The following is a 24,560-nucleotide window of genomic DNA, read 5'->3' as shown; positions in this document are numbered from 1 at the left end:
GCCCACCCGGGACTTGTGCCGCCCACCCCCGAGCGCAGACCCCCGGTCAGGGGGCCGGCGCGCCACCCCCCTGCGGCCCAATCTCGTATCAAGACCCGAGCACGCGGGGACGGCGGGGGGCGGCGGGCTTATCGGGCCGTGACGAATCCCTGGGAAACCAGCCAGTCGCGCGCGACGGTGGCGGGTTCGGCGCCTTCGAGGTCGACCTTGCGGTTGAGTTCGGTGATCGTCTCGTTGGTCAGTAGCCGCGAGATCGGCTCCATTACCGTGGCGACCTGGGGGTGCGCGTCGGCAAAGGATTTCCGCATTACCAGTGCCGCATTGTATTTGGGGAAGAAGCCGAGATCGTCGTCCAGAATGCGGAGGTCGAGGGCTTTGATGCGGCCGTCGGTGGTGGCGACCGACCCGAACTGGCAGCCGCCGTTCGCGGTGGAGGTGTAGACCAGCGCGTCCTGCATGATCTGCTTGTGCACCTTGGCGGTGTCGACGCCGTATTTGCGGGCCATGCCCGGGAATCCGTCCTGGCGGACACTGAATTCGGTGCCCAGGCAGGTGGGTCCGGTGCCGGGTTCGGTGTTCACGGCCCGCGCGTAGTCGGAGAGCGTCTTCGTCCCGGTCCGCTGTGCGCTTGCCGCATTGGTGACCAGCGCGTAGGTGTTGTTCATCGGGGCGACGTCCGCCCACAGCATGCCGTGCGCGGCCAGGTCGGCGTCGCGTACTGCCTCGAATTGCTGCTGCGAGTCCGGAATCGGCGTCTCGTTGCCCAGATAGTTGATCCAGCCGGTGCCGGTGTAGTCGTAGGCGATGTCGACCTGTCCGTGCAGCTGGGCATCACGCAGACTGTTGGACCCGGTGATGTTGGTGAGGTCGCGCACTCGAGCGCCTGCCGCGGTGAGCGCGAATTCGATGACATAGCCGAGAATGTTCTGCTCGGTGAAATCCTTGGACCCCACCGTGATCGCCACCCCCTGCAACCTCGGATCCGGCCGGATGCTGCCGGCTCCGACCTGCAATGGCACCGCTCCGCCGGATTCGAGCCCGCATCCCGCCGCGAGCATCAGCCCGAGCGCGGCCAGCACCGCCGTCCATCGCTTCCTCATCGCAGTCCCCGTGGGCCGAGGAACTGTTCGGCGAGCGCTCCCAGCCAATCCACCAGCAGCGCGAGCGCCACCGCCAGCATCGCACCCACCCACAGCGTCACGTTGTCCCGCAACTTGTATCCGGTATCGATCAGAATTCCCAGCCCACCCGCGCTGACCAGGAACGACAGCGTCGCTGTCCCCACCGCCAGCACCAGCGAGGTCCGCAGACCCGCGAGGATGTACGGCACGGCAAGCGGAAACTCGATGCGCCGCAACACCATAGCCGCGGACATCCCCTGTCCCCGCCCAGCATCCACCAGCGTCGGATCAACCTGCTGATACCCGAGAATGGTGTTCCGCAACACCGGCAACAACCCGTAGAACGCGATCGGCGCCACCCCGACCCAGAACCCCGTCCGCTGGGTCACCAGGTAATACAGCACGATGAGCCCGATAGCCGGTGCGGCCGCACCGAGGTTGGCGATGCCCACGAAAAGCGGTGCCAGCCTGCGGAATCCGGGGCGGGTGAGCAGCGTCCCCAGCGGCACCGCGATCGCGACCACGATGGCCACCACCGTCGCCGTGATCACGACATGCTGCCGGGTGACCGTCACGATGTTGGTCGCGTTCATGCTCGCCTGCTGCGTAGCGGTCAGATTCCGATCGAACGCCCACACCAGCACCCCCACCCCTAGCCCGACCGCCAGTACCGGCTGCGCCACCAGCCGAATGAACTCCGAACGCCGCTCGGTCCCCCGCCCCCTCACGCCGGCCCGCCCGACTCGGCCGGATCATCCGAAGTCGCTTCGCTGGAAGACGCCGCGCGTTCCGAGGACGCGCTATCACCCGAAGCCATGGCGGCACCGGTCGTGACGGCGGATTTCCGTGCGGCTCGGCTGCTTTCGGTGCGGGTGGTCGCCAGGTGGGTGACGAGGGTGTCGATCGCGATCAGGCCGACGTATCCGCCGTCATCGCCGGTGACCACGGCGTGGGCGGTGCTCTCGGCGAGGAGCATTTCCAGCGCCTCCTGCAAGGACGAGCGCAGGGCGACCGTGCCGGTGACCGGGTACCCCGCCTCACGCAACGAGGTGGCGCGGGCCAGCTGCTCGGCCGAAACCCAGCGCAGTGGACGGTATTCCTCGTCCAGCACGAGACCCCACTGCCATTCCTGCTCGGCGAGCGCGGCCCGGAAGGGTTGCACCTCATCGGTTTCGGCGGCGGTCGGGCACCGGCCGAGCTCGACGTCCTCGACACGGGTGAGCGTGAGTTGCTTCAGCCCCGCGTCCGCACCGACGAATCCGGCGACGGTGTCGTCGGCGGGCGCGGCCAGGACGGCAGCGGGCGTGTCGTATTGCAACAGTCGGGAGCCGTTGCCCAGCACAGCGATTCGATCGCCGAGTTTGACAGCTTCGTTGAAATCGTGGGTGACGAAGACGATCGTCTTGTGCAGTTCGGCCTGCAGGCGCAGCAGTTCGTCCTGGAGGAGCCCGCGGGTGATCGGGTCGACCGCGCCGAACGGCTCGTCCATCAGCAGAACGGGCGGGTCCGCGGCGAGTGCGCGTGCGACGCCGACGCGCTGCTGCTGACCGCCCGACAGCTGGCGCGGGTAGCGGCGGCGGAAGGTGCCCGGATCCAGGCCGACCAGGTCGAGCATCTCGTCGACGCGGGCGTTGATCTTCGCGCGATTCCAGCCGAGCAGCGCGGGCACCGTAGCCACGTTGCGCGCCACCGTCTGATGCGGGAACAGCCCGGCCTGCTGGATCGAGTACCCGATCTGTCTGCGCAGCTGGTCCGGATCCTGACGACCGATATCACGCCCGTCGATGGTGATGGTGCCCGAGCTCGGCTCGATGAGCCGGTTGATCATGCGCATGATGGTGGTCTTGCCGCACCCCGACGGGCCGACGAACACCACGATCTCCCCGGCCGGAATGGTGATCGAGAATTCGTCGACCGCCGGATCCCGTTGCCCCGGATAGCGTTTGGTGACCGCGTCGAGCACGATCCGCGCGCCACGCGGTGCGTGCGCGGAATCTTTTGCCGCAGTGACGGTTTCAGTCACGAATCCCCCTTCGGGGTAGTGAACCGGCCGACGCCGGCCAGCAGGGCGTCGAGCAGCAACGCCAGCACGATGATCAGCACCGTGCCGGTGAGGGCCTGCGGCACCGCGGTCGGGCTGCCCAGCCGGGCCAGCCCGGAGAAGATCAGGTTCCCCAGTCCGGGCCCCTTCGCGTAGGCGGCCATGGCCAGAATCCCCATGATCATCTGGGTGCTGACCCGCATCCCGGTGAGGATCGACGGCCACGCCAGCGGCAGCTCGATGCCGACCAGTACCCGCAGCCGGTTCATCCCGACCCCGCGCGCCGCGTCCGATACCGCCGGATCGACCCCACCCAGCCCGACGATCGTATTGCGCAGGATCGGCAGCAGCGCGTACAGCACCAGCGCGACCACAGTCGGCCGCACGCCCAGCCCCAGCACCGGAATCAGCAAGCCCAGCAACGCGAACGAGGGCACGGTGAGAATGATGCTGGCCAGCGCGGTCGCCAGCGCCGACCCCCACGGGCTGCGGTGCACCGCGATCCCGATCAGCACCGCCAACGCGGTCGCGATCAGCATCGACTGCACCACCGCGGATACATGCAGGTACGAGTCGGTGAGCAGCTGTCTGCGATGATCGACGACGAAATTCCAGAGCGTGCCCAGAAGCCCCCTCCTGCCTAGAAGTTCACCCCACAGTGTATTGATGCGAGCCCCGCCTCGCGCCTTTTCGACTGTCGACGAGACGATCAGTAGCAGTACGAAGGCCGCTGCGGTTGAACGGACTTCACTCGGCGCGGTAGCGCAGCATCACCACGGTGTTGAAATGCCTCGTCTCGGCCAATCGAAGCTGGATGCGCTTGTCCAGTGCCGGGTAGAGCGGCGTGCCGCCGCCGAGCACCACGGGCGAGACGAACAGCTGGTACTCGTCGATGAGCCCGTGTGGCATCAGCGCGGCCGCGAGGCTCGCACCACCGACCTCCATGACGCCGTCTCCCGCGGCCTTGAGGCTGCGCACCTCCTCGACCGCGTTCGCACTGACCAGGGTGCTGTTCCAATGGACCTCGGTGAGCGTCCGGGAGAAGACGACCTTGGGCTTCTCCCGCCACAGCTCGCCGAACTCGCGCTCGATGCGTGACGCGTCCTCCGGCACGTGGGGCCAGTACGCGGCCATCAGCTCGTACAACCGACGACCGTGCAGCGAGACCTCGATCTCGCGGTACCTGTCGTTGTGGAACTGGTGCAGCTCCTCGTCCGGGTCGGTCCAGTCGATGCTGCCGTCGCGGTCGTTGACATAGCCGTCCAGGGACACGCCGAACCCATAGATCAGTTTCCTCATAACCGGGTAGACCTCCTACGCGCTCGAAACTCATCGGTAGTCATCGGATCTCACCAGGAACCAAGGACGAGACGATCGGGGACTCCTCAGCCCGCCGCACGCCATTCCTCAGCGACACAGCCGTCCTCGTAATACCACCGACAAACGGGTCTCGTGGCTCGTTCGAACCGCGCGGGACGCCCCTGAAATCGGGGGCAGCTCGAATGTGTGGAACTTACTCATTTCATACTCTGCGAACGTTAATGTTCGCTGACCCTGTCGCGTCGACGAACAGGAGTTCCTTATGAGCGCAAGAAGTTCGAGTGGTCACCGAATCGGCTGGGGTGCAGCGAGTTTGATGGCGGCGGCCGCTGTTGTCGGGCTCACGGCGGCAACCGCCTCGGCGAACCCGCGCTGCGCTGGGACAGTAGGACAACGATGGCAATGCTCGCGCCGAGGCCGAGTAGCCCGGGCGGCAGCGGCTGCGCCACGTCGGCGCGCCCCCAGAAGATTCCGATACTCGCGAAGATGATCGCCGCCACGCGCAGACCGTTTCCGTTCACGGTGTAGCCAAAGACGAAGAGCGCCAAGGAGAAAGCGGGAAGGAAACCCGTGATCAACGCTCCACACAGAGTCGAAGGGTGACTGTGCGGGTATTCCCCACGCGACGATGCCGATCGAACCGGCAGGAAGTCAGGGGCGCAGCAGGGGACGTCCTTCGAGCGCGGCTTTCCAGAGCTTTTCCGAGGCATCTTCAGCGTCGCCGTCCAGGAACTCGGGCAACAGGATGCCAGCCGCATCGTCCGCGTCGAAGTGTTCGAGGTAATCGCCCCCGGACAAGCGCAGCCGACGGGCCTTCAGATCATCGACAAAGATGACTTCGCCCCTGTCCCATGTTTCGAGCCATGCGCCCGCAGATGCAGCACCGTTTACGACGATCACTCCCATGTCGGAGAGTTCCGTCATCAGCAGGCCCCCGACGGTGAGCGAGCCGCCGATGAACAGATTGCTGTCCATGAGGCACATCAGGTGCTGCGCGGTGACCGAGCCGGTGACATACAGCGGCGTGTAGACGTCTGCGTTCAAAAAGCGCATCGGCCCGTTGACCGTCAGGTCGCCATCGATGACATAAACGGTGTCCGGCGCCAGACCAGGGTCGTTCCCTATCGACAAAGGCCCGTCGATGGTGAGGTCACCCTGGTGAACGAAGAAGCACTCCGGTTCGTCCCCGAAGAGTTCTTCCAGATCCTCCACGTGGTTGTCGCTGGCTTTGCAGATGTCGTAGCGCTCTGCTGCCTCGGACAGCGGTACTGATTCCCAACGTGTGCACCACTGCTCGAAGGACACCTGACTCCTCGCGTTCTGTCCGATCCCGGTTGCTGTGCCACACAGCAAAACCCATCCAACGAGTCTTGCACACGCCGTCACTCGACCGCATAGCTTCGGCACGTCAGCGGGCCGGCATCGCCCAGCACCCGGATTGGGTTCTGAGCTTCGGCCCAGGGGGCAATCCTGTTTCTGTCCCCAGCGCACAACACTGTCAGTCCGAGACAGCAGCTCACGACATCCTTCCGCTACGGCCGGCCCGCCGCTTTCGCGTTCGGGGAGAAGCGTTGTGGCATGGGCGCTCGAGCGTAGGTCACCGACGCCAATCCCTGTATCGCGCACCAGGTTTCAAACCCGTTGCGCGTCTGCGGTGTTCGTTGCCTCGGGGGCGGTAGGGTTCGGGCGGTGGAAGGGATGGCATCGATGAGACGGCTGGCGGTTGTGGTGGGGGCGGCGATGGTAGTGGCCGCGGGGCAGTTCGGGGTGGGTGCGGCGCAGGACGATTCCGGGGCCTTGGATCAGCTGGTGGAGCTGTTGAGCGAGCGGCTCGGTACGGCGGATACTGTCGCGGCGGTCAAGTGGGCAGGCGCGGTGCGGGATGGGGGCGAGCCGGTGATCGACGATCCGGTTCGTGAACAGGCGATCTATGATGCGATGGCTCAGCTGGGGGCGGAGCGGAATCTGCCTGCGGGGCTGGTCCGGCAGGTGTTCGAAGCTCAGATCGAGGCTAGCAAGATCGTCCAGCGTGGGCTGGTGACCGAGTGGCGGTATGGGCTGGCGACGGCGCCGGTGCCCGCGACGGATCTGGCCGGGGTGCGGCCGGTGATCGATGGCCTCAATGTCGCGATCATCGACGAATTGGATAGGGAGCGGACCGAATTGACGCGCTCCGACTGCCCGGCACGAGTCGCCGCCGGGGTGCTCGCTGTCGCCGGGCACGACAATCTCGACACTCTCCACGCGGCGGCGCTCGTGCGCGCGTCGACTCCACTGTGTGGGAGCTGACATATGTCCCCCAGCACAGAGACACCGTGATAGAGACTGCCTCAACCAGCATCCGAATTCGGCTGCCGAGCAACAGCGTTCGTGGCAACTCAGTCGAGACAGAATTCGTTGCCCTCGATGTCCTGCATCACGAGGCACGACTCGTTGACGCCATCGGCGCGCAGCAGTCGCACGCGTACCGCGCCGAGCGCGACCAGCCGTGCGCACTCGGCCTCGAGCGCGGCCAAGCGCTCTTCACCCACGAGCCCAGTGCCGACTCGCACGTCGAGATGCACCCGATTCTTGGTGATTTTCCCTTCGGGCACACGCTGAAAGAACAGTCGCGGGCCCACACCTGACGGATCAACGCATGCGAACGCTGAACCCTGATGCTCAGGCGGCAGGGAGGAATTGAAATCGGCCCAACTGGCAAACCCCTCCGGTGGCGGCGGAATGACGTACCCCAGCACATCGCACCAGAAACGAGCGACACGCTCGGGCTCTGCGCAATCGAAGGTGACCTGGATCTGTTTGACCGACGTCATCGGTTCACCATAGCGGCAGGGTCCTTCGCTGCCGCGGCAGCAGCCCTGCCCGACGACGCGGGCCGGCCTTCGTCATGCCACTTACCCAACCTCCGTGGCGTTCAACGGATTCCGCGCGGGGACCGCCGCTTACCGCCGCCTCGCCCGCCGGCGCACTCCTCGCAGCTGTACCCCGCACCTGAACCACCAGCTGTCTGAAACATTTTGAGCTGCAACGTGATATGTGGCGAGCAGTCAGCCGCGCGCCCGACGGCGCAGTCGGGACGGCCATAGCCCCGGTCACCGGGTGGGCGTCGACGCCAGCGGCGTATTGATCTGCCCGGACGGTCGACGGGTCGCCTCAATCCAGGTCGCCGATAGCGTCGGCCAGAGCGACCAGCGCGTTTGGTACTCGATCCCAGGTGCTGTCGGCGGGCCAGCGATGCGGCATCCACACACGCTGGCGCCGGAAACCTTAGGCCGACAGGAGGCTAGCCGAGGCGGCGTTGGAGCTCGGGGCGGTAGTCGTCGAAGGCGGCGGCGACCTCGTCGAGGTAGACCAGTTGAGGGAAGTCGATGATCGGCTGGTGGTCGATCAGGAAGGCGGCGGTCAGTTCCGCGACGCGGTGCTCGTCGGCTGCGGCGACGCCGAGGTCGGCGAGAACGTCTGGGGCGACTATGAATTGGGATTCGGCGGAGTCGGTGCCGTCGTCGACCAGGACTCGGTATTCGTGGTCGACGACGGGTTCGACTGTGATTCGGGGGCTGGTCATCGGGACAGGGGGCTGTAGAAGACCAAGCCGTTGCCTTTGTTGTCGTAGACGACGGCGCGGCGTTCGTGGGCATCGTCGTAGGGGCCCTTGACGATGCCGCCGCCGCTGGCCTCGATGGCCTTGGCGGCGGCGTCCACGTCGGCGGTTTTGATGCCGACGATGACCTGGCCGTGGATGGGGTGGTCGACCGCGGTGGCGAGGGCGAGGGTGATGGGCCCGCCGTCGAGGGCGGCGAAGTGGGCGCCGTCGCGGAACTTCAGGGGCATGCCGAGGGTTTCGGTGTAGAAATCGATGGATTCATCGAGGTTGTCGGTGGACAGGATGATCATCTTGACTTCGTGATCGCTCATGGCTGCCTCCTGTGGGCGAGGTAGTGGCGCGCCCGGAATGCCCGGGTTCGGTCGCCCACCATGATGGCTGCTCCGCGCCGCCGGGGATCGCCAACGACACGCTGCCGCCCACTGAGTGGGCATTGTGAGCCAGCTACAGCCCGACTCAGGCACAGCCCATCCGAGCCAGGCACAGCCCGCCCGACCCAGTAGAACCCGTCCGAGTCAGGCTCAGACCGTCCCCGCGGGTTCGACGGTAGCGAGTGGCGGGCCACCGCACACACCGCTGGTGTCCGTTTTCCGCCACACTCTTTTGTTTCACAGAATCAACCTTTATAGTTGATTCATGGAAGCAAACAAAGACCAGGTTTCGCGACTGGCCCGCAGCACCGCACGATTCGCGGAAGCCATGCGGCAGGGCACTTCTCGCGCCTACGACCCGGTCCGGGTCGGCGTGCTGCAGTGCGCGGTCGAGTCCGGGCCGCTGCGGGCCGGGGAGATCGCCGAATGCCTGGACGCGTTGCCGTCTTCCATCACCCGGCATGTCCAGGCGCTGATCGACTCCGGGCTGGTCAGCACCTCCCCCGATCCGGCGGATCGGCGGGCGGTGCTGGTCGAGGCCACCGAGGCGGGGCGGGCCGAGCTCGCGCAGTTCCTGGAGATCGGCGACCAGGTCTTCGGCGAGGTGATCGCCGACTGGTCCGCCGAGGATGTCGACACGCTCACCCGGCTGCTCGATCGCATGATCGAGGCGTGGGCCACGGCGGGAGCACACCAGCAGCAGCGGGCGAACCGCAAACGCCCGGGCCGATTCGGCTGGAGCCGGATCTGATCTCAGGAGAGGACCAATTGCCATGGCCACCAACACACCCCTGCACGTGATCATCGCCGGCGGCGGCATCGGCGGGCTGGCGCTCGCCAACGGCCTGCGCCGCGTCGGCGTGAGCGTCAGCGTGCACGAACGCGAAACCCAGCGCACCGACCGTCTGCAGGGTTTCCGCATCCACATCAACCCGCACGGCAGCAACGCCCTGGCGGAACTGCTGTCGCCGGAGCTGCATTCGACCTTCGTCGCGTGTGCGGGCAAGGGCGGCAACGGGTTCGGTTTCGTCACGGAACAATTTCGCGAACTGCTCCAGATCGATCCGGAGGAGGGTGAGCACACCGCCCGCGGGCACTACGGCATCAGCCGGATCGCCCTGCGGCAGCTACTGCTCGCCGATCTGGGCGACATCGTGCGCTACGGCAGCATGTTCGACCGCTATGAACGCCTGCCCGACGGCCGGATCCGAGCCCATTTCGGCAACGGCGACTCCGAGATCGGTGATGTCCTGGTCGGCGCGGACGGCGGCACCTCCCGGGTACGGGCGCAATACCTCCCGCACGCCGAGCGCGTGGACACCGGAATCGTCACCATCGCAGGCAAATACGGCCTGACGCCGGAATCGCGGGCCCGCCTGGACGCCCGGCTGCTGCGCAATCCGCTCAGCGTCATCCCGCCCAGCGGCTGCGGAATGTTCCTCGCCCCACACGAATTCGACATCCCCGCCGGTGCGGAACGCATCGCCGGGAACCAGCCCGGCCTCGAGCCCGGGCTGCTTCTCGACAACACCCAGCCGTACGTCTTCTGGGCCTTCGCGGCCAAACGCGAACGCTACGGCGCCGATCTGGAGGCGCTCTCACCCGTCGGCCTGCACGAGCTGGCGGTGCGCATGACCACCGGATGGGCGCCCGAATTACGGTCGCTGGTCGCCGATTCCGATCCGGAGACGGCCACCCTGCTGCCGATCAAGACCTCGGTCCCGATCCCGGCCTGGCAGACCACGAATGTCACGCTGCTCGGCGATGCGGTGCACAGCATGACCCCGTTCGCCGGTATCGGCGCGAATACCGCACTGCGCGACGCCCGGGGGCTGTGCCGCGCACTGGTGGCCGCCGAACGCCGTGAGCTCGGACTACTCGAGGGCATCCACCGATACGAAACGGACATGATCGACTACGGCTTCGCGGCGGTGCGGACCTCGCTGACCGCGGCCACCCAGTCGGTGTCCGACAGCCGGTTCGCGCGTGGCGCCGGCAAACTCGTCTTCCGCACCGCCAACGCGGTGCCCGCCATGAAGCGAAAGATGTTCGCCGACTTGGGTGCCGAGTGATAGCTGCCGCGCATGGGCCGCCCGCCCGGCGAGCGGGTGGCACATGCGGATCACCACCCTCGGATGTCCAAAGTCCTACGCGCACATGACATTCAGAAGGCTCGCAGATTGCTGACCGTGCGGAAACGTCCCAGCAGGAAGCAATTTGAATGAAACATTCCCTTTCAATTTCCCAATTCGAACCTTGCCCGGTAGTGTGCCGTCGTCGCCTCAGCGATTGCGAAACCCCTGCTCTGGCAATGGAGTTCGAGTGCTGGAAATTCACCACTTCAGCTACGGATGGATCACCCCCGTACTGGCCTACATCATGTCCGTCACCGGATCCCTGCTCGGTCTGCGGTGCACGGCACGCGCCCGGTCCGGGGACGGACGCAGCGGCTGGCTCATCTCCGCGGCCGTGGCCATCGGCGGCACCGGCATCTGGGTGATGCACTTCGTCGCCATGCTGGGCTTCACCATCCGCGGTGCGGTGGTCAAGTACAACGTGCCGCTCACCCTGCTCAGCGCCGCCATCTCGGTCACCGTGGTGTGGATGGGCCTGTTCATCGTGGCCCGCGAGCCATTCGGCCGCTTGTCACTGTTCGCGGGCGGCGCGGTCACCGGGCTGGGCGTCGGCGCCATGCACTACTCGGGCATGTACGCCATGCGGTCCGACGCCATGATCGACTACAACGCCGGCATCGTCACGCTGTCCATGGTGATCGCGGTGGTCGCGGCCACCGTGGCACTGTGGTTCACGCTGGTCATCACCGGTATCTGGGCCACCATCGGCGCGGCCCTGATCATGGGTGTCGCGGTCTGCGGCATGCACTACACGGGCATGGCGTCGATGAGCGCGCACCACATGGACAATCCGGCCACCCCGCAGGGCGCGGGCCCGATGGAATTGCTGGCCCCGCTGATGATCAGCGTCAGCATGGTGACGCTCGTCCTGCTCATTCACGTCGGCCTCACCGAGGTGGACGAACGCTCCATGATGCCCGAACCGGAACGGCTCGAACCGGCGGCGCGCGCGGGCTGGTCGCTGCGAGCGGTCTCGGCGGTGGCCGACACGCGCGGCTCCGGCCAGGAGGAGCCCGGTCCCCGCGACTACCGGACCGCGGGCCTGTACGCACCGGCCGCCGACTATCAGGCGCCCGGCCGCCACGAGATGTCCCCGCCCGGCGACTGGCGTTCGGACCAGTTCTACCCGGCGGTCGGCGGCCCGGCGGCGCGCCCCGATCGGAATCCGGTTCCGCCACAGCGCAGTACCCGCTACTCATAGCCGAATCCGCCCGACTGTGGGCAATCTCCATTCTCGACCGGGCAGGCTGAGAATTGGCGACCCGGTTCGCTGAGAATCCGGTTCCGGTGTTCGACTTTGGGGCACATCGGCAGCAAACTGACTGCCGTGGAGCACCACCAGCTGGAGTTGATCTTCGCGGTCCTGTTCGCGACCATCCTGGCCCAGCCGCTCGGACGGCGGCTGGGCCAGGCCCCGGCGGTCCTCATGACCGCCTTCGGCGTGGTGCTGGCCCTGATTCCGCAGGTGCCGAATATCGAGATCGATCCCGAACTCATCCTGCCGCTGGTGCTGCCGCCCCTGCTGTACGCGGCCGCGCGGCGCACCTCCTGGCGGCAGTTCGCCGAGAACTGGGTGGCCATCAGCCTGCGCGCGGTGGTGCTGGTCATCGTGACCACCGCGGCCGTGGCCTGGGCCTTTCACCTCTGGTATCCGGCCGTGCCGATCGGTGCCGCGGTGGCGCTCGGCGCCCTGGTCGCGCCACCGGATCCGGTGGCGGTCTCGGCGCTGGCCGGCAAGCTGGGCCTGCCCCGCCGTCTGGTCGCGGTGCTCGAGGGCGAGGGCCTGTTCAACGACGTGACCGCGATCGTCCTCTACACGGCGGCGATTCAGGCCGTGGTGACCGGTTCCTTCTCGGCCTGGGGCGCATTCCGCGATTTCCTGGTGTCGGCGCTGGTCGGAGCAGTGGTGGGGCTGCTGTTCGGCTGGGCCGGAAGCAAACTCATGCGGCGGCTGGACGAGGCCCCGTGGCGGGTGGCGCTGGGACTGCTGCTGCCGTTCGCCGCCTACGGGCTCTCGGAGTCGCGGGGCGGGTCGGCGGTGCTGGCAGTGCTGGTCTGCTCGATGTATCTCACCCATGCCGCAACCGATTTCAGCGACAGCGACTACCGGCTGGTGGGCGACTCCTTCTGGGAGATCACCGAAATGCTGGTCACCGGTTTCGCTTTCGGCCTGATCGGACTCGAGCTGAGCACTGTACTGCGCGACGCCGGACCCAACTGGCCGCGCTTCATCGGCGGGGCGGCGGTGATCATCGCGGTCGTGGTGGGGTTGCGGCTGATCTGGCTGCTGACCACGACCGTGATCTTCCGATCCTGGTGGCGCACCCGCGACAAGGACGAGCCCCATACCTGGCGCGAGACCGTGGTGACCTGGTGGGCGGGCATGCGCGGGGTCGCCACGGTGGCGCTGGCCCTGGCCGTGCCGTTCACCACCGACAGCGGAAAACCGTTCCCGGGCCGCACCGAAATCCTGTTCACCGCCATCGCGGTCGTGCTGTTCACGCTGCTGCTACAGGGCCCGACCCTGCCCGCCGTGGTGCGGGCGACCGGCGTGCATGCCGACACCGGCACCGAGCGCGCCTTCGAACGCCAGCTCTGGACCCGCGTGCTGGAGGCCGAACTGGCCCGGCTCAAGGAGATCTCGGAGACCGAGCACCTGCCCGAAGAGGTCTACGACCGGCTGCGCACGGGATTCGAACGCCGTCTGGCCCAGGCGGATCCGGAGGCCGCCGAGGACAATCCCCGGACGCACACCGATCGCACGCTGGCCTTCACCACCAAGATGCGCTCCATCACCAATGAGGTGCTGGAGGCGGGCCGGGCCGAGGCGCTGGCAGCGCGCCGCGAACCGGGGGTCCCACCCGATGTGGTGGACCGCGTCATGCGCCGGCTGGATCTGCGCCGGTGACCGACCGCTACCCGGTCCTGCCCAGCTTCACCAGGACGGCGACGAATTCCCGCAGGAAGGATTTTCGGGTCAGCAGCCGGGAGGTACGCGCGCCGGTGACCTGAGCGCGCAGCCCCAGCCGCCGGACCAGCCCGGCCGTCCGCAATACGTGAAAGTCACTGGTGACCACGGTTATTCGCACCTGCTCCGGATCGATGCCGCGCCCGCGTAACTCCCGGACGGTGAACCGCAGGTTCTCCTCGGTATTGCGGGACCGGTTCTCGCGCAGGATGCGGTCATCCGGAATGCCCTGCGCCACAAGATAATCAGCCATCGCCTCGGCCTCGGCCACGGTTTCGCGCCCGCTCTGCCCGCCCGACACCACCAGCAGCGGCGTACGCCCCCGGCGGCGTTCCTCTCCCACCACCTCGAGCGCCCGGTTCAGCCGCCTGGCAAGCATCGGTGCAACCCGATCGTGGCGCAGCCGGCAACCGAGCACGACCACCACGTCCGCGCCAGGCCGCGGGGAAAGCCGCGCACGAGCGACCGTATAGCCGGTGAACCCGAGGAACGGCACCAGCACCACGGTTCCGGCCAGCGCCAGAAGCACTCGCCATCGTCGCATCCCGCCTGTACCTCCTGCTTCGCGCCGAGTCGGCACTGTTCGAGCGGCCTGCCACAAGCCCGGGTGAACAATACTTCCCGCGCCGGCGGCGAGGCCGGGCGGCAGCGGATTCGGTCAGAACGCGAAGACGTGGATGCCGCGGTTCTCGGCCTCGCACTTGCTGGCATAGGTGTGCCGGTAACTCACCGGGCTGCCGCGCCGGACGCCGTCCACCGCCACGGTCACCGGGTCGTCGATCGGTCGCGCACCGCTCAGTTTTTCGCGCGGTCACGCACCGTCCCCGCGACGGGCCGCGGGGCTTCCACCGAGATCGCGCCCGCATCGGTGAGCGCGCGGTCGGCCGATGTGTCCTTCAGATCGACCCCCGACCGGCCGAGCCGACGAGCACCATCGACCAACCCCGCGACGACCCGAGCCGCACGCGCGTACGAGAGCCCTTCGGGCGGATGAATATTCGAGATGCAGTTCCGCTCGGAATCAGATCGTCCGGGTCGCGGGCTGTGGGTGAGATAGATCCCGAGACTGTCGGCGACCGAGAGCCCGGGCCGCTCCCCGATCAACACCAGCACCGTCCGCACACCGAGCGCGGCACCGATGTGATCCCCCAGCGCCACCCGGGCCTGCGTGGCGATCACCGGCGGAGCGAGCGTGTATCGCCCCTCGAACGCCGCGAGCAACGCCGCGAGCATCGGAACACCGTGATCGGCCAGCGCCTTCGACGAAAGCCCGTCCGCCAGAATGAAACCCACGTCCGCCCCGCTGTAGGGCACCGCCGGCCCATCGGTTTCGGGCAGCCGCCCGAGATCCGGGCGCCGCAGGTACTCCGAGCGATCGCTCGCCCTGCTGCGCACGTGCACCGGCTCACCGAGCCCGAGACCCGTCACCTCGGCGGCCAGGGCCGCGATATCGAGCGGACTGTGCACCGCATCCCGGGCCGCGGCATGGGCCGCCCGGAACTCGAGCACCTCCGCGGTGGACAGCGTGTCCCCGGTGCGCCCGAGCCCGATCCGCGCCTGCGTACTGCGCCGCAGTCCGTCCCAGAACGCTTGCGCGGCAATATCCTCGGTGCGGCGGATCGGGCGCACGGGTTCGATCGGGCTCACTGGTCCCCCTCCGGGTACGGGCCGGCGTTGTCGGCGACTCCGATCGACGCCACCGGACGAGCCTGGGCGATCCGAGTTCCAATACTGTCCGCGCAGAATCGTTTTCGTGCAGGGGCGGCGCCGATGCTCACGCTGCCCCCTTGGCAGCCAGCGCACGCAGCGGGGAGGACAGGGGCTCGACGGGGAGAATGCGGCCGGTCGAGTCCATCATGCCGAGACCGTCGAGCCAGGCGGCGAATTCGGGGGCGGGGCGGAGATCGAGGATCTGCCGGGCGTAGAGGGCGTCGTGGTAGGCGAGGCTCTGGTAGCCGAGCATGACGTCGTCGGCGCCGGGGACCGCGATGACGAAAGGGCAGCCCGCGGCGGCCAGCAGGGTGAGCAGGGTGTCCATGTCGTCCTGGTCGGCTTCGGCGTGATTGGTGTAGCAGACGTCGACGCCCATGGGGAGGCCGAGGAGCTTGCCGCAGAAGTGGTCCTCGAGGCCGGCGCGGATGATCTGCTTGCCGTCGTAGAGGTATTCGGGGCCGATGAAACCGACCACCGTATTGATCAGGAACGGGTCCAGGTCGCGGGCGATGGCGTAGGCGCGGGCCTCGAGGGTCTGCTGGTCGACCGGCTTGCCGCCGGTGCCCAGGTGCGCGCCCGCCGAAAGCGCCGAGCCCTGACCGGTTTCCAGGTACATGACGTTGTCGCCCACGGTCCCCCGACGCAGCGACCGGCCCGCCTCATTGGCCTCGCGCAGCAGCGAGATGGTCACGCCGAAGCCGGAATTCGCACCCTCGGTGCCAGCGATGGATTGGAACACCAGATCCACCGGCGCCCCCGCCTCGATGAGCCCGAGCGTGGTGGTGACATGCGAGAGCACACACGACTGCGTCGGAATCTCGAATCGCTGCCGCACCTCGTCGAGCAGGTACAGCAGATCCGCCGTGGCCTGCGGTGAATCGGTGGCCGGATTGATGCCGATCACCGCGTCCCCGCACCCCAGCAACAGCCCGTCCAGCACCGCCGCGGCGATTCCGCGCGGATCATCGGTCGGATGGTTGGGCTGCAATCGGGTGGCGAGTGTGCCCGGCACCCCGATGCTGGTCCGGAACCCGGAGCGCACCTCGGCCGCCCGCGCGACCGCGATCAGGTCCTGATTGCGCATGAGTTTGCTGACGGCCGCGGCCATCTCGGGCGTGAGCCCGGGTGCGACGGCCCGCAGGGTGGCCGCGGCATCGGGCCGGGCGGCCACCGCGAGCAGCCAGTCCCGCAGCCCGCCCACCGTCAGATGCGAAATCGCCTGGAACGCACCGCGATCGTGCCCGTCGATGATCAACCGCGTGACCTCGTCGGTCTCGTACGGCACCACCGGCTCCTCCAGGAAGACGCCCAGCGACACCTCGGCGAGCGCCCACTGCGCCGCCGCCCGCTCGGCGTCGGAGTGCGCCGCGCACCCCGCCAGTTCGTCCCCGCTGCGCCGCGGTGTGGCCTTGGCCAGCAGTTCGACCAGCCCGTCGAAGGTGTAGGTGCTGCCGCCCAGGCGCTGATGGAAGATCACCCTCCCGATGGTCCTGGCCCATATTGCCGGTCGGTAACCACCGCTTTCCCCCGGCATTACTGCGCGTTACGCGTGCCGGACTGCCGCGGGACCGGCCTCCTCCCCGCGACGCGGAGGTCGGCCGGTGGCCCCGGGATACCATGGCGCCATGGCAGGCACCTATCAGTCGCCCTGGCTGCGCACCGTCGATCTCGGCGAGCGGTTCCGCACCCTCGGTGTCTGGTGGCGTCAACCGCACCGGTTGCGGCGCGCGGTCCAGGCCTATCGGAATCTGCTGGCGGTCACCCCGGCATGCATCGCCTACGCCTTCACCCTGTTCATCACCTGGTGGACGCTGCGCGGGGCCAGTGACATCGTGGGCCGGCGGCTGATCTTCTCCGCCTCCACGAATCTGCGCAATATGCAGAAGGATCCGATCCAGGTGCTGGTGGCCTCGGCTTTCTGGACCGACGGCGGCTTCCCCTGGGGCGACATTCTCATCCTCATCACCCTGATGGCGCTGGCCGAGCGCTGGCTGGGGTCGCTGCGCTGGATCCTGGTGGTGGCCACCGGTCATGTCGGCGCCACCCTGATCACGGTGCTCGGCATCGCCCACAAGCTCGACAAGCAACTGATCCCGACCCGGGTGGCGTTCGCCTCGGATGTCGGCCCCAGCTACGGCATCTCGGCCATGATGGCCGCGCTGACCTTCCGGCTGCGCGGCCCGGCCCGCTGGCTGTGGGCGCTGGCCATGGTGGTCTGGTACGCCTACGGCGTCTGGCACGGCCGCACCTTCACCGACTACGGCCATTTTTTCGCGCTGCTCATCGGTTTCACGGTGGGCGCGATCGCGGTGGCGCTCTCCCACCGCCTGGTCGCGGTGCAAGCGCGCAGGGCCGCCGCGAAGCCGGCCCGGGCGGCCGCGAATCCGGCCGCGGCCGGGGATTCAGCCGGGGACGGGATCGACGCGGCCGCGCCCACGCTGGGCGAACCGGACGACCGGCTCGACGAGGCGCGCCGCGATCGGGCCGAGCACGGCCATCATTAGCACGTAGGCCGAGGCCAGCGCGGCCAGCCGCCCGCTCACACCGCCCAGCGAAACCGCGAGGCCGGCAATGACGATGGAGAATTCGCCGTGCGCCACCAGCGCCGCGCCCGCGCGCGCCCGGCCCATCCGGCGGATGCCCTGCCGCGACGCCGCCCACCAGCCGGTGCCGAGCTTGGTCAGCGTGGTCACGAAGGCCAGCAGGATCGCCCAGCCCAGCACCGGCGGGATCGCCCGGGGATCGGTGCTGAGCCCGAAGGCCACGAAGAAGAGGGCCGCGAACAGATCCCGCAGCGGTTCGAGGAGTTTCGCCGCCTCCTGCGCGGTGGACCCGGAGATAGCGATGCCGAGCAGGAACGCGCCCACCGCCGCCGACACGTTCAGCGCCGAGGCCGCGCCCGACACCAGCAGCGCCGCGCCGAGCAGCTTGAGCAGGAACACTTCCCTGTCGTTGCTGTCCACGATGGCCGACACGTAGCGGCCGTAGCGCAGCGCCACGATGAGCACCACCGTGACCGCCACCAGCGCGATGGCCAGCGAGCGCAGCCCGCTGGCGAAGCTCAGCCCGGCCAGCATCATGGTGAGGATCGGCAGGTACACCGCCATGGCCAGATCCTCGAACACCAGGATGGACAGCACCACCGGCGTCTCGCGGTTACCGAGGCGGCCCAGGTCGTTGAGCACCTTGGCGACGATGCCGGAGGACGAGATGTAGGTGACGCCGCCCATCGTGACTGCGCCGACCGCGCCCCAGTCCAGGATCAGCGCCACCACCACGCCCGGCGTGGCATTGACGACGATATCGAGCAGACCGGCCAGCCAGGAGCGGCGCAGTCCGGTCACCAATTCGGCTGCGGTGTACTCCAATCCGAGCAGCAGGAGCAGCAGTACCACGCCGATCTCGCCGGCCGTGTGCCCGAATTCGGTGGCGGCGCGCATCTTCACGATGCCACCCTCGCCGAAGGCCAGGCCGCCGAGCAGGTAGAGGGGAATCGGCGACATGCCGAAGCGGGCGGCCAGTCGCCCGAGCATGCCGAGCGCGAACAAGATCGCGCCGAGTTCGAACAGGGCTAGACCGGTCGAATCCACAGGGTCAGCCGTCGGCCAGAATGCGAGCGGCCGCGTCCAGCCCGTGCGGCGTGCCGACGACGACGAGCACGTCCCCGGAGTCGAGCACCTGATCAGGTCCCGGTGACGGGTGCAGTTGCCCCGCCCGCATGATGGCCACGATGGAGGCCTTGGTCCGGGTCCGCATGGCGGTCTCGCCGAGCATGCGTCCCCGGTAGGGCGAATTGCCGCCGATGGTGAGCTGTCTGGTGGTGATCCCGGGTAGGTCCGAGTGTTCTTCCTTGAGCTGCTGCACCAACTGGGGCGCGCCCAGCAGATTGGCCAGGACCGCCGCCTCGTCGGTCGTCAGGGGTACCTGGGCCTGGCACGCGTCCGGGTCGTCCCGCTGCGACACGATGAGATCGATGCCGCCATCCCGGTGCGCCACCACCCCGATCCGCCGTCCCGATCTGACCTCGAAATCCTTCCGCACTCCGATACCGGGCAGCGCTGTCACATCGACGTTCACGCAGTCCAGATTAGGACAACCCGCGCGAATCGCGGGGAGCTACGTTGCGGCGCACCCCGCCCACACGAGTCGCACGGTGCGGGCGCGCCTGGTCACTCCGTGGTGAGCGGCGCGAACGATCCGTCGGGACCGGGCAGGAAATCGGTGACCTCGACGACCGCGGTCAGCGGCAGCGGGCCGTACAGGTGCGGGAAGGTCATGGAGTCCGGGTCGGTGGGCACGCCCGGCTCCCACTTCACCGGGGAACCGAGCCGGGCCGGATCCAGGTGCAGCAGCACGAGATCGGTGCGGCCGGCGAAGAGTCGATTGGCCGGCAGGTGGGCCTGGTAGGGCGCGGAGAGGTGGATGAATCCGGCCTCGGCCAGCGAGGGGGCGCGGTATTCGCCTGCAGCGCGGGCGTTTTCCCATTCCGCCCGGGAGCAGATGTGCAGCAGGGTCGGCGTCGTGTCCTGTTCGGTTCCCACCCGTCCAATCTAGGTGAGTGTCCCGGGGTTCAGAACGGTTCGGGCCGGGCCACGTGGACGGAGATGTCGTCGACGCCCGCCCGGGCGGGGGCGAAGCGGCCGCCGGTGCGTTCCTGAGCGCGGACCGGCGATGCTCCCCCGGCCCCTCGGACGGTCCCGCGCCATCTGGTAGACCGGCAGGTACGACTCCCCGTACCCGACCGCTCGAGGAACCATGAATCCGTCCAGCATCATGTCCGCCCGCGACCTCGAGTTCCTGCTCTACGACTGGCTGCAGGTGGAGTCGCTGACGGCGCGCGACCGCTTCGCCGACCACTCCCGCGACACCTTCGACCAGGTGCTGCGGCTGTGCCAGGACCTGGCCACCACCTACTTCGCGCCGCACAATCGCGAGAACGATCTGCACGAACCCACCTTCGACGGCGAGCGCGTGCACATCATCCCCGCGGTCGGCAAGGCGCTGCAGGCCTTCGCCGACGCCGGAATGATCGGCGCGGCAATGGATTACGAAATCGGCGGCATGCAGCTGCCACACTCGGTCTACACCGCGTGCATGTCGTGGTTCCACGCCGCCAATGTCGGCACCGCCGCTTACGTGCTGCTCACCACCGGCAATGCGAATCTGCTTGCCGCGCACGGCAGCCCGGAGCAGATCGACGCCTACGTGCGCCCGATGCTGGAGGGTCGCAGCTTCGGCACCATGGCCCTGTCGGAGCCGCAGGCCGGGTCCAGCCTGGCCGACATCACCACCCGCGCCGTGCCCGCCGCCGACGGCTCCTACCGTCTGTTCGGGCACAAGATGTGGATCTCCGGCGGCGACCACGACCTCTCGGAGAACATCGTGCACCTGGTGCTGGCCCGCATTCCGGGCGCACCGGAGGGCACCCGCGGCATCTCGCTGTTCGTGGTCCCCAAGTTCCTGCCCGATGCCGAGGGCAACCCGACCGTCCACAACGATGTCGCGCTCTCGGGCATCAACCACAAGATGGGCTGGCGCGGCACCGTCAACACCGCGCCCGTCTTCGGCGACGGCAACTTCACCCCCGGCGGGGAGCCGGGCGCGATCGGCTATCTGGTTGGCGCGCCGAATCACGGTCTGGCCCAGATGTTCACGATGATGAACGAGGCCCGCATCGGCGTCGGCCTGGCCTCCACCGCGCTGGGCTACACCGGCTACCTCAAGTCCCTCGACTATGCCCGCACCCGCCCGCAGGGCCGCCCGGTCAACGCCCGCGACGGTGCGCAGGTGCCGATCATCGAGCACCCGGATGTGCGGCGCATGCTGCTGGCCCAGAAGTCCTATGCCGAAGGCGCACTCGCGCTGCAGCTGTACTGCGGCAAACTGATCGACGAACACCGCACCGCGGCAGGCGAATCCGACCGGGCGCGCGCCGCCACCCTGCTGCGCATCCTCACCCCCATCGCCAAGTCCTGGCCCAGCCAGTGGTGCCTGGCCGCCAACGATCTGGCCATCCAGATCCACGGCGGCGCCGGCTACACCCGCGACTACGACGTCGAACAGCACTACCGCGACAACCGCCTCAACCCGATTCACGAAGGCACCCACGGCATTCAGAGCATGGACCTGCTCGGCCGCCAGGTCACCCTGGACAATGGCGCGGCCCCGGCCGCGCTGCTGGAGACCATGGCCGCCACCATCGCCGCCGCCCGCGCGACCGGTGACGCCGAGCTCGCCGAGTACGCCGCCGCCCTGGAGGCCGCCACCGGCCGCCTGGCCGCCACCACGGCGGGCCTGTGGCGCGCGGGCAATCCCGAGGCGGCCCTGGCCAATTCGGCGGTCTATCTGGAGGCGTTCGGCCACGTGGTGCTGGCCTGGATCTGGCTCGAGCAGGCGGTCACCGCCACCGCGCTGTCCGCCCAGGACCGTCCGCACGCGGCCGAGTGGGAGACCTTCCGGCAGGGGAAGCGGCTGGCCGCCCGATACTTCTTCCGCTGGGAACTTCCGCGCACCACACCGCAATTCGACCTGCTCGACTCCGGCGACCGCACCACCCTGGAACTCGACGAGTCCTGGTTCTGAGCCCCGGGGCGCGAATCCGCCGTTCGCGCTGCGCGAACGGCTCCGTGACCCGGTGCGCCACCGCGGTGTCGGCGCGCAGCCATGGGCCGAGGTCAGGCCGGTCGCGGACCGGCCTCCAATCCAGCCGCCTTGATTACGGTTTGCTGGCGTCCCAGCCACAGAGACCAATCGGAGTGTGAGTGTCGGTGTGCCCGGGTAGTCTCCGGGTAGACAACTCGATCAGCGTGTTCGAACGGGAGGTTGCGACGTCTCCACGGGCAGTCCTCAGGACCTGTTCGCTTTCAGCGAAATCGCAGGTCGTGTTACAGAAAACACACGGGAAACTGCACGGGAACAAAGTGCTCGCGCCGAACGTCTGAGAGAGTAGTCAACAACCACTGCTGGGAAGTAGCGGTAGCGAGGTTCGCGGATTGGACCGCGGGCCCCACACCAGGCGAACGGTGCGTGAGGCACCCAGAGCCAGGACGGAGGAGTCATGCCAGGAACCCTGACAAGCACCCCACTGACCGCGGTCGATCGTTGCGACCGCTGCGGGGCGGCTGCGCGCGTGCGCGCAACCCTTCCTGCCGGTGGAGAGTTGCTCTTCTGCCAGCATCACGCCAACGAGCACATGGATCGCCTTCGTGAGCTCGAGGCCGTGATCGACACGGAGTCGGCACCGGCGCTGTAACAGCTCCTCCACCTCGGAGAGACTCGATCGGGAGTCACCGTTCTCCGAGAGCCCGCTCGACAATTGAATCTTCCCAACAGAAAACCCGGCAGCGGGCGACCAGCAGGTCGCCCGCTGCTGCTGTGTACGGGACCGTTCGGCGCGGAATGTGACCAGCGGCACATCAATTGAGCTGTGGCCGGGGACACATGAATTCCGGTGCGCGCAACGCGAGATTCGTCATGTGCACACGGCGAGATCGGGCGGGTACAACGGACGGGTGCCGCAGACCTCACAAGCCACCTACCTGCAGGATCGACATATGGTCGCGCTCTGGACGTGGAACGGCCACGCCACCGGAAGCGCGCCGCGAGACCTGGGCGAGGTGGAGACCCTCGCCCTCGCTGTTCCCGGCCGGAACGGCATCGGCGTCACGAACGTGGAATGTGCTCTGGTGGAACCGGAACGGTTATGCATTCTCGCTATTGAAGATCCCGGGGAATCGATACATCTGCTCCGCGAGGCCCTCGAGACGGAGGTCGAGGCGCGGCGGCTGCCGGTGGCCGCGCACGCCGTCCCGAATGCCACCGGGACCGCCATCGTCTCGGCGGGGCGGACCCTGCGGGCGCTGCGGGACACCGTGTTGCTCGACGCCGAACTGCGGTCCGGGCTGAAGGCCGAGCTGCGGCCCTATCAGGCGCGCGGCATCACTTGGCTGCGCGAGACCACCGCCGCGCACGGCGGCGCGGTGCTGGCCGACGAGATGGGCCTGGGCAAGACGGTGCAGGCCATCGGGTACCTGCTCGGGAAGGCCGGGGACGGGCCACAACTCGTAGTGTGTCCAACATCACTCGCGAGCAACTGGGCGCACGAGATCGAGCGATTCGCGCCCGGACTGCGCGCGGTGGCCTGGCGGGGCGGGCCGGCGCCGGAGGCCGAGCCGGGAACGATTGTGGTGACCGGGTATCCGACCCTGCGCGGGCACGGTGCCGCGCTGGCCGGGCAGCGGTGGGCCACCGTGATTTTCGACGAGGCGCAGGTGCTGAAGAATCCGCACACGCAGGTGGCGAAGGCGGCGCGGGCGATTCCGGCCGAGGCGCGGATCGCGCTGACCGGTACTCCGGTGGAGAATCACCTCGACGAGCTGTGGGCGCTGCTGAATCTGATCGCGCCGCAGGAGTTCACGCATCGGGCGCAGTTCCGGCGGCGGTTCGTGCGGCCGATCGGCGAGGGATCGGCGAGCGCGGTGCTGCGGCTGCGGGACGCCGTCGAGCCGATCGTGCTGGGCCGCCGCAAATCCCAGGTGGCCGCCGCGCTACCGGCCAAGATCCACTGCGATCTGGTGTGCGACCTGAGCGCGGAGCAGGAGCAGCTCTACGACCGGCTGCTCGATCGGGCCGAGGCAGCCGGGTTCGGGACCGGGGCGCAGCGGCACACGCGGGTGCTGGCGGTGCTGACCGAGCTCAAGCAGGTGTGCAACCACCCGGGGCTGATCACCGGGGAGCTGGACGAATTGGCCGGGCGCTCCGGGAAATTCGACGTCTGCTCCGACATTCTGGCCAACAACCTCGACGTGGACGCGCCCACCCTGGTGTTCACCCAGTACCGCAAGACCGGTGAGCTGCTGGTCCGGCACTGTGCCGAGGAATTCGGGGTGCAAGTGCCGTTCTTCCACGGCGGGCTCGGCCAGCAGCAGCGCGGGGAGATCGTCGCGGACTTCCAATCACCGGACGGCCCACCCATATTGGTGCTCAGCCTGCGGGCAGCGGGTACCGGGCTGACGCTCACGCGGGCCGCGGACGTCATCCATTTCGACCGCTGGTGGAATCCGGCGGTCGAGGCGCAGGCGTCGGATCGCGCGCATCGCATCGGGCAGACCCGCACTGTCACCGTCACCACGCTGACCTCGGGCACCACCATCGAGGAGCACATCGCGGGCATGCACGACCGCAAGTCGGCGCTCACCGATCTCAGCGATGCGGCCGGAGTCGCGGAACTGGCACGACTGGACGACGGACGACTGCTGGAGCTGCTGCGCCGGAAGCGGGGAAACTGA

Annotated in this window: 25 protein-coding genes; 9 read left to right on the top strand and 16 right to left on the bottom strand. The window is 68.0% G+C overall.

Annotated elements, in window-relative coordinates:
- Positions 1–128: 128 nt before the first annotated feature.
- The 7 genes from ACFXHE_RS39220 to ACFXHE_RS39190 all read right to left on the bottom strand — a co-directional run bounded on the left by ACFXHE_RS39220 (position 129) and on the right by ACFXHE_RS39190 (position 5,787).
- Complete coding sequence (locus tag ACFXHE_RS39220; RefSeq protein ID WP_379390019.1) at positions 129–1,100, bottom strand: glycine betaine ABC transporter substrate-binding protein; 972 nt, start codon at positions 1,098–1,100, stop codon at positions 129–131.
- A complete protein-coding gene (locus tag ACFXHE_RS39215) occupies positions 1,097–1,849 on the bottom strand; it encodes an ABC transporter permease (protein WP_379390017.1) in 753 nt (250 codons plus the stop codon). The genes ACFXHE_RS39220 and ACFXHE_RS39215 overlap by 4 nt, the downstream gene beginning before the upstream one ends.
- Entirely contained in the window at positions 1,846–3,144 is a 1,299-nt protein-coding gene (locus tag ACFXHE_RS39210) for an ABC transporter ATP-binding protein (protein WP_379390015.1), read from the bottom strand. Before ACFXHE_RS39210 ends, ACFXHE_RS39215 begins: the two co-directional genes overlap by 4 nt.
- The gene (locus ACFXHE_RS39205) at positions 3,141–3,788 is read right to left on the bottom strand and encodes an ABC transporter permease (protein ID WP_379390035.1); all 648 of its coding nucleotides are present in this window, start codon (positions 3,786–3,788) and stop codon (positions 3,141–3,143) included. Before ACFXHE_RS39205 ends, ACFXHE_RS39210 begins: the two co-directional genes overlap by 4 nt.
- A gap of 121 nt (positions 3,789–3,909) precedes the next feature.
- Positions 3,910–4,461 (bottom strand): dihydrofolate reductase family protein, encoded by a 552-nt coding sequence (locus ACFXHE_RS39200; protein ID WP_379390013.1) that lies wholly within the window; start codon positions 4,459–4,461, stop codon positions 3,910–3,912.
- Positions 4,462–4,823: 362 nt separating this feature from the next.
- On the bottom strand, positions 4,824–5,060 hold the full coding sequence (locus ACFXHE_RS39195) for a hypothetical protein (RefSeq protein ID WP_379390011.1): 237 nt from the start codon (positions 5,058–5,060) through the stop codon (positions 4,824–4,826).
- A 73-nt stretch (positions 5,061–5,133) separates the two neighbouring features.
- Positions 5,134–5,787 carry a hypothetical protein gene (locus tag ACFXHE_RS39190; protein ID WP_379390009.1) on the bottom strand — a complete coding sequence of 218 codons (654 nt, stop codon included), beginning with the start codon at positions 5,785–5,787 and terminating at the stop codon, positions 5,134–5,136.
- A 402-nt stretch (positions 5,788–6,189) separates the two neighbouring features.
- Between ACFXHE_RS39190 and ACFXHE_RS39185 the strand changes: the two genes are divergently transcribed.
- Complete coding sequence (locus tag ACFXHE_RS39185) at positions 6,190–6,771, top strand: chorismate mutase (RefSeq protein WP_379390007.1); 582 nt, start codon at positions 6,190–6,192, stop codon at positions 6,769–6,771.
- Positions 6,772–6,860: 89 nt separating this feature from the next.
- Here ACFXHE_RS39185 and ACFXHE_RS39180 read toward each other — a convergent pair whose 3' ends face one another.
- From ACFXHE_RS39180 to ACFXHE_RS39170, 3 genes are all read right to left on the bottom strand, one after another.
- The gene (locus tag ACFXHE_RS39180; RefSeq protein ID WP_379390005.1) at positions 6,861–7,295 is read right to left on the bottom strand and encodes a VOC family protein; all 435 of its coding nucleotides are present in this window, start codon (positions 7,293–7,295) and stop codon (positions 6,861–6,863) included.
- Between the two features lie 470 nt (positions 7,296–7,765).
- A complete protein-coding gene (locus ACFXHE_RS39175) occupies positions 7,766–8,047 on the bottom strand; it encodes a hypothetical protein (protein WP_379390003.1) in 282 nt (93 codons plus the stop codon).
- Complete coding sequence (locus tag ACFXHE_RS39170) at positions 8,044–8,397, bottom strand: VOC family protein (RefSeq protein ID WP_379390001.1); 354 nt, start codon at positions 8,395–8,397, stop codon at positions 8,044–8,046. Before ACFXHE_RS39170 ends, ACFXHE_RS39175 begins: the two co-directional genes overlap by 4 nt.
- A gap of 325 nt (positions 8,398–8,722) precedes the next feature.
- On the opposite strand from ACFXHE_RS39170, the gene ACFXHE_RS39165 reads away from it, so the two are divergent.
- The 4 genes from ACFXHE_RS39165 (at position 8,723) to ACFXHE_RS39150 (ending at position 13,500) form a co-directional block, all read left to right on the top strand.
- The gene (locus ACFXHE_RS39165; RefSeq protein WP_379389999.1) at positions 8,723–9,208 is read left to right on the top strand and encodes a MarR family winged helix-turn-helix transcriptional regulator; all 486 of its coding nucleotides are present in this window, start codon (positions 8,723–8,725) and stop codon (positions 9,206–9,208) included.
- A gap of 22 nt (positions 9,209–9,230) precedes the next feature.
- A complete protein-coding gene (locus tag ACFXHE_RS39160) occupies positions 9,231–10,529 on the top strand; it encodes an FAD-dependent oxidoreductase (protein WP_379389997.1) in 1,299 nt (432 codons plus the stop codon).
- A gap of 250 nt (positions 10,530–10,779) precedes the next feature.
- Positions 10,780–11,793 carry an MHYT domain-containing protein gene (locus tag ACFXHE_RS39155; protein ID WP_379389995.1) on the top strand — a complete coding sequence of 338 codons (1,014 nt, stop codon included), beginning with the start codon at positions 10,780–10,782 and terminating at the stop codon, positions 11,791–11,793.
- A 126-nt stretch (positions 11,794–11,919) separates the two neighbouring features.
- Complete coding sequence (locus ACFXHE_RS39150) at positions 11,920–13,500, top strand: Na+/H+ antiporter (protein ID WP_379389993.1); 1,581 nt, start codon at positions 11,920–11,922, stop codon at positions 13,498–13,500.
- Positions 13,501–13,507: 7 nt separating this feature from the next.
- Here ACFXHE_RS39150 and ACFXHE_RS39145 read toward each other — a convergent pair whose 3' ends face one another.
- From ACFXHE_RS39145 to ACFXHE_RS39135, 3 genes are all read right to left on the bottom strand, one after another.
- Entirely contained in the window at positions 13,508–14,104 is a 597-nt protein-coding gene (locus tag ACFXHE_RS39145; RefSeq protein ID WP_379389992.1) for a YdcF family protein, read from the bottom strand.
- 251 nt (positions 14,105–14,355) lie between these two features.
- Entirely contained in the window at positions 14,356–15,207 is an 852-nt protein-coding gene (gene eutC / locus ACFXHE_RS39140) for an ethanolamine ammonia-lyase subunit EutC (RefSeq protein ID WP_379389990.1), read from the bottom strand.
- Between the two features lie 127 nt (positions 15,208–15,334).
- Positions 15,335–16,750 carry an ethanolamine ammonia-lyase subunit EutB gene (locus ACFXHE_RS39135; RefSeq protein ID WP_379389988.1) on the bottom strand — a complete coding sequence of 472 codons (1,416 nt, stop codon included), beginning with the start codon at positions 16,748–16,750 and terminating at the stop codon, positions 15,335–15,337.
- Positions 16,751–16,898: 148 nt separating this feature from the next.
- On the opposite strand from ACFXHE_RS39135, the gene ACFXHE_RS39130 reads away from it, so the two are divergent.
- Complete coding sequence (locus ACFXHE_RS39130; protein WP_379389986.1) at positions 16,899–17,777, top strand: rhomboid-like protein; 879 nt, start codon at positions 16,899–16,901, stop codon at positions 17,775–17,777.
- Here ACFXHE_RS39130 and ACFXHE_RS39125 read toward each other — a convergent pair.
- The 3 genes from ACFXHE_RS39125 to ACFXHE_RS39115 all read right to left on the bottom strand — a co-directional run bounded on the left by ACFXHE_RS39125 (position 17,676) and on the right by ACFXHE_RS39115 (position 19,814).
- A complete protein-coding gene (locus ACFXHE_RS39125) occupies positions 17,676–18,863 on the bottom strand; it encodes a cation:proton antiporter (RefSeq protein WP_379389984.1) in 1,188 nt (395 codons plus the stop codon). The genes ACFXHE_RS39130 and ACFXHE_RS39125 overlap by 102 nt on opposite strands.
- A gap of 4 nt (positions 18,864–18,867) precedes the next feature.
- Positions 18,868–19,350 (bottom strand): cation:proton antiporter regulatory subunit, encoded by a 483-nt coding sequence (locus tag ACFXHE_RS39120; protein ID WP_040859034.1) that lies wholly within the window; start codon positions 19,348–19,350, stop codon positions 18,868–18,870.
- A 92-nt stretch (positions 19,351–19,442) separates the two neighbouring features.
- Positions 19,443–19,814 carry a DUF952 domain-containing protein gene (locus ACFXHE_RS39115; protein WP_379389982.1) on the bottom strand — a complete coding sequence of 124 codons (372 nt, stop codon included), beginning with the start codon at positions 19,812–19,814 and terminating at the stop codon, positions 19,443–19,445.
- A 214-nt stretch (positions 19,815–20,028) separates the two neighbouring features.
- Here ACFXHE_RS39115 and ACFXHE_RS39110 point away from each other — a divergent pair, with 214 nt between their 5' ends.
- The 3 genes from ACFXHE_RS39110 (at position 20,029) to ACFXHE_RS39100 (ending at position 24,560) form a co-directional block, all read left to right on the top strand.
- A complete protein-coding gene (locus ACFXHE_RS39110) occupies positions 20,029–21,855 on the top strand; it encodes an acyl-CoA dehydrogenase (protein ID WP_379389980.1) in 1,827 nt (608 codons plus the stop codon).
- A 475-nt stretch (positions 21,856–22,330) separates the two neighbouring features.
- Positions 22,331–22,525: a hypothetical protein gene (locus ACFXHE_RS39105; protein ID WP_033087939.1), complete on the top strand. Its 195-nt coding sequence runs from the start codon at positions 22,331–22,333 to the stop codon at positions 22,523–22,525.
- Positions 22,526–22,826: 301 nt separating this feature from the next.
- Positions 22,827–24,560, top strand: a complete 1,734-nt coding sequence (locus tag ACFXHE_RS39100; protein ID WP_379390033.1) for a DEAD/DEAH box helicase — start codon at positions 22,827–22,829, stop codon at positions 24,558–24,560.

The sequence above is a fragment of the Nocardia sp. NPDC059229 genome (assembly GCF_042754165.1).
In the GTDB taxonomy this organism is placed as follows: Bacteria; Actinomycetota; Actinomycetes; order Mycobacteriales; family Mycobacteriaceae; genus Nocardia.
This window is presented reverse-complemented; position numbering and strand designations above follow the sequence as displayed.

What these genes read in the sequence shown, in the direction of transcription:
- ACFXHE_RS39160 (WP_379389997.1), top strand. Translation starts at nt 9,231, where the DNA reads ATGGCCACCAACACACCCCTGCACGTGATCATCGCCGGCGGCGGCATC.
- ACFXHE_RS39105 (WP_033087939.1), top strand. Translation starts at nt 22,331, where the DNA reads ATGCCAGGAACCCTGACAAGCACCCCACTGACCGCGGTCGATCGTTGC.
- ACFXHE_RS39175 (WP_379390003.1), bottom strand. Translation starts at nt 8,047, where the DNA reads ATGACCAGCCCCCGAATCACAGTCGAACCCGTCGTCGACCACGAATAC.
- ACFXHE_RS39200 (WP_379390013.1), bottom strand. Translation starts at nt 4,461, where the DNA reads ATGAGGAAACTGATCTATGGGTTCGGCGTGTCCCTGGACGGCTATGTC.
- ACFXHE_RS39100 (WP_379390033.1), top strand. Translation starts at nt 22,827, where the DNA reads ATGGTCGCGCTCTGGACGTGGAACGGCCACGCCACCGGAAGCGCGCCG.
- ACFXHE_RS39220 (WP_379390019.1), bottom strand. Translation starts at nt 1,100, where the DNA reads ATGAGGAAGCGATGGACGGCGGTGCTGGCCGCGCTCGGGCTGATGCTC.
- ACFXHE_RS39165 (WP_379389999.1), top strand. Translation starts at nt 8,723, where the DNA reads ATGGAAGCAAACAAAGACCAGGTTTCGCGACTGGCCCGCAGCACCGCA.
- ACFXHE_RS39110 (WP_379389980.1), top strand. Translation starts at nt 20,029, where the DNA reads ATGAATCCGTCCAGCATCATGTCCGCCCGCGACCTCGAGTTCCTGCTC.
- ACFXHE_RS39170 (WP_379390001.1), bottom strand. Translation starts at nt 8,397, where the DNA reads ATGAGCGATCACGAAGTCAAGATGATCATCCTGTCCACCGACAACCTC.
- ACFXHE_RS39130 (WP_379389986.1), top strand. Translation starts at nt 16,899, where the DNA reads ATGGCAGGCACCTATCAGTCGCCCTGGCTGCGCACCGTCGATCTCGGC.
- ACFXHE_RS39145 (WP_379389992.1), bottom strand. Translation starts at nt 14,104, where the DNA reads ATGCGACGATGGCGAGTGCTTCTGGCGCTGGCCGGAACCGTGGTGCTG.
- ACFXHE_RS39185 (WP_379390007.1), top strand. Translation starts at nt 6,190, where the DNA reads ATGAGACGGCTGGCGGTTGTGGTGGGGGCGGCGATGGTAGTGGCCGCG.
- ACFXHE_RS39180 (WP_379390005.1), bottom strand. Translation starts at nt 7,295, where the DNA reads ATGACGTCGGTCAAACAGATCCAGGTCACCTTCGATTGCGCAGAGCCC.